The sequence below is a fragment of the Amycolatopsis sp. NPDC026612 genome (assembly GCF_040638285.1).
Lineage (GTDB): Bacteria > Actinomycetota > Actinomycetes > Mycobacteriales > Pseudonocardiaceae > Amycolatopsis.
The window spans coordinates 1-4289 of the sequence record NZ_JBEZYB010000172.1 but is presented as its reverse complement, the minus strand read 5'-3'; the positions used below and the strand labels follow the sequence as shown (position 1 = coordinate 4289).

General features: G+C 75.2%; 1 protein-coding gene. It reads right to left on the bottom strand.

Features of this window, described 5'->3' with window-relative positions; genetic code table 11:
• A partial coding sequence (locus tag AB0F15_RS44915) for an SDR family NAD(P)-dependent oxidoreductase (protein WP_360284053.1) occupies positions 1-4256 on the bottom strand: 4256 nt, incomplete at its 3' end.
• Between the last annotated feature and the right edge of the window lie 33 nt (positions 4257-4289).

Below are 4289 nucleotides of genomic sequence, written 5' to 3'. Positions count from 1 at the left end.
GCGGCGATCGACACCATCGCCCCGCCGGGTGGCAACGCCTGCATCAACGACGCCCGCGCCGACACCAGACGGCAAGCGTCCACAAGCGACAGAACTCCGGCGACGTGCGCAGCCGAGATCTCCCCGATCGAATGCCCCGCCACGAAATCCGGCCGGACACCGAAGGACTCGAACAACCGGAACAAGGCCACCTCGACCGCGAACAGCGCGGGCTGGGTGAACTCGGTCCGGTTGAGGAGCTCGGCGTCGTCGAAGGCCTCGCGCAGCTCCGGCCCGAAGTGCGCACACACCGCGTCGAAAGCCTCGGCGTACACCGGGAACCGGTCGTACAGCCCGCGGCCCATCCCGGTCCGCTGGGCGCCCTGGCCGGTGAACAGCACGGCCAGCAGCGCGTCCCGGTCGGCCGTCCCGGTCACCACGGCCGGGTCCGTGCCGCCGTCGGAGAGGACGCCCAGGGCCCGGTCGATCTCCTGGCCGGACGCGACGAGCACCGCGCGGTGCTCGTGCGTGGCGCGCGTGAAGGCCAAGGAGTACGCGAGGTCCTGCGGTGCCAGGCCGGTGCCCCGGAGCCGGGCCGCCTGGGCACGCAACGCCGTGGCGCTCCGGGCCGACAGCGGCACGAGCGGCGGCGTCGCATCCGGGCCGGCGGGAGCCACCACGGCGGGCTCGGCCTGTTCGAGCACGACGTGCGCGTTGGTGCCGCTCACCCCGAACGCCGAGACCGCGGCGCGGCGCGGGCCGTCGGAAGCCCACTCCCGTTCCTCGGTGAGCAGTTCGACGGCGCCCGCGGCCCAGTCCACTCGGGACGACGGGGTGTCGACGTGCAGCGTGCGCGGCAGGAGACCGTGCCGCATGGCGAGCACCATCTTGATCACGCCCGCCACGCCGGAGGCCGACTGGGTGTGCCCGATGTTCGACTTCAGCGACCCGAGCCACAGCGGCCGGTCCCGGTCCTGGCCGTAGGTGGCCAGCAGGGCCTGCGCCTCGATCGGGTCGCCGAGCCGGGTCCCGGTGCCGTGCGCTTCGACGGCGTCGACGTCGGACGGTTGCAAGCCCGCGTTCGCCAGCGCGGCCCGGATCACCCGCTGCTGGGACGGACCGTTGGGTGCGCTCAGGCCGTTCGACGCGCCGTCGGAGTTCACCGCCGAACCCCGCACCACGGCCAGCACCGGGTGGCCGTTGCGCCGGGCGTCCGACAGCCGCTCCAGCAGCAGCAGACCGACGCCTTCACCCCAGCCGGTGCCGTCCGCGGCCTCGGCGAAGGATTTGCAGCGGCCGTCCTCGGCGAGCCCGCGCTGGCGGCTGAACTCGACGAACGCCGCCGCGTGCGCCATCACGGTGACGCCGCCCGCGAGAGCCATCGAGCACTCGCCCTGCCGCAGCGACTGGGCCGCCAGGTGCAGCGCCACCAGCGAAGACGAACACGCCGTGTCGACGGTGACCGCCGGGCCCTCCAATCCGAACGTGTAGGACAGCCTGCCCGAGACGACGGCTGGGGCACTGCCGGTCAGCAGGTACCCTTCGGAGCCACCGGACTCGTCCCGCGCGCCCACGCCGTAGCCGGCGGAAGTGGCCCCGACGAACACGCCGGTTCCGCTGCCGCGCAGCGTGTCCGGGTCGATGCCGGCCCGCTCGAAGACCTCCCAGGAAGTCTCCAGCAGCACCCGCTGCTGCGGGTCCATGGCGAGCGCTTCGCGCGGCGAGATGCCGAAGAACCCGGCGTCGAACTCCGCCGCCGTGGTCAGGAACCCGCCCTCGCGGGTGTAGCTGGTGCCGAGGTTCGCCGGGTCCGGGTCGTAGAGCGCGGCCAGGTCCCAGCCGCGGTCGGCGGGGAACGGCCCGACGCCGTCCGCGCCGTCGGCCAGCAGGCGCCACAGGTCCTCGGGCGACCGCACGTCCCCCGGGTAGCGGCAGCCCATGGCCACGATGGCGATCGGCTCGTCGGACGCGGCGGCCGTGACCTTGCCGGCAGCGGGCACGGCGGCGTCGGGCCCGGCTCCCGAGACCTCACGCAGGAGGTGGCCGGCCAGGGCCCGCGGGTGCGGGTGGTCGAAGACGACGGTCGACGGGAGGCGGACGCCGGTCGCGGCCGTCAGCCGGTTGCGGAGCTCGACGGCGGTCAGCGAGTCGAAGCCGAGTTCGCGGAAGGCCCGGTCGGCGGGGACGGCCGCGCCCGAGTCGTGCCCCAGCACGGCGGCGGCGTGGGCGCGCACGAGGTCGAGGACGTGGTGCGCGGCCTCCCGCGCACCGAGCCCGCGCACGGCTTTGACCAGACCGGTGGCGAGGCCGGTGCCGACCTCGGTGACGACCTCCTCGGCGGCGAGGTGCGCCCGCACTTCGGGCAGGTCCTCGATGAGCGGGCGGCGGCGGGCGGCGGTGAACCCGGCGGCGAACCGCGGCCAGTCCACGTCGGCGACGGCCACGAACGTCTCGTCGGCGTCGAGCGCGTGCTGCAGGGCCGCGATGGCGAGCTTCGGGTCCATTTCCCGCAGGCCACGGCGGCGCAGGTGGTCTTTCGCTCCGGCGCTGCCCGCCATGCCGTCGCCGGCCCAGGAACCCCAGGCCACCGAGGTCGCCTTCCGGCCGGCCGCACGACGGCGGGCGGCGAGCGCGTCGAGGTGGGCGTTCGCGGCGGCGTAGGCGCCCTGCCCCGCGCTGCCCCAGACACCCGCGTTCGAGGAGAAGAGGACGAACGCGTCGAGGTCGTCGCCGAGCAGCTCGTCGAGGTGGTCGGCGCCGGCGGCCTTGGCCGCGAGGACCTCGGCGAACCCGCCGGCGCTCGTGTCCGCGATGGTGCCCGCCTGCGGCAGGCCGGCGGTGTGCACGACCGCGCGCACCGACCCCAGCCCGGCGACGAGCCCGGCCACGGCGTCGCGGTCGGCGAGGTCGCAGGCCGCGAACGTCACTTCGGCGCCGAGAGCGGTCAGCTCCGCTTCCAGGGTGGCCGCGCCGGGGGCGTCCGCGCCGCGGCGGCTGACGAGGACCAGGTGGTCCGCGCCGCTCCCGGCCAGCCAGCGGGCGACGTGCCCGCCCAGCGCGCCGGTGCCGCCGGTGACGAGCACGGTGCCTTCGGGCCGCCACTGCCGCGCCGGTGCCCCGCCCGGGGCGTGCGCGAGCCGCCGCGCGAAGACGCCGGAGGCGCGCACGGCGACCTGGTCTTCGTGGCCGAGGCCGGCGAGGACGGCGGTCAGGCGCCGGGCGGCCCGGCGGTCGAGGGTGCCCGGGAGGTCGACGAGCCCGCCCCAGCGTTCCGGGTGTTCGAGGCCGGCGACCCGGCCCAGTGCCCAGATCTGCGCGGGGTCGGCGGCGGGGGCGGCGTCGCCGGGCAGCGCGGCGACGGCGTTGCGGGTCAGCAGCCACAGGGGCGCGGTGCTCCCGGCGAGGGCCTGGACGAGGCGGAGGGTGCCCGGCGCGTCCGGGAGGAGCGAGAGCACGCCTGCCGCATCGGTGAGGTCGCCGAGCGACTCGGTCACCACGGGCTCGGCACCGGCGGCCGCGAGGCAGTTCGTCACGTCGGTGGCGTCGGTGCCGGGTGCGACGACCACGAGCCAGCGGCCGGACAGCGTCGCGGCGGCCGGCTCGGCGAGGGGCTTCCACTCGACGCGATAGCGCCAGGAGTCCACAGTGGACTTTTCCTGGCGGAGACGGCGCCAGCGGGCGAGCGCGGGCAGCAGCTCGGCGAACGACGTCTCGGCGCCGACGCCGATCAGCTCGGCCAGCGTGCCGAGGTCTTCCGCGTCGACGGCGGCCCAGAACCGGCCGTCGGCGGCCTCTCCGGCGACGGGCCGGTTCGGCGCGTCGAGCCAGTACCGCTTGCGCTGGAAGGCGTAGGTGGGCAGGCCGACGATCCGGGCATCCGGGAAGGCCGGGGTCCAGTCCACGGCGACCCCGGCGACGTGCGCCTCGGCCAGGGCGGTGTGGAACCGCGCGAGGCCGCCGTCGTCACGGCGCAACGAGCCCAGCGCGAGGACGTCGTCACCGATCGCCATGGTGAGCACCGGGTGCGGCGACGCCTCCACGAACGTCCCGAACCCTTCGCTCTTCAACCGTTCGACCGCGATGTCCAGCCGGACCGTGCTGCGCAGGTTCGTGTACCAGTACTCCGCGTCCAGCGCGGACCCGTCGATCCACTCGCCGGTCACCGTGGAAACGAAGGCGGTCTCGGTTTGCCGCGGCGCTATCGGAGCCAGGACGTCGAGAAGCTCCTCGCGCAGCTGCTCCACCTGCACCGAGTGCGACGCATAATCCACCGGCACCCGCTTCGCCCGGACACCATCCGCCTCACACGA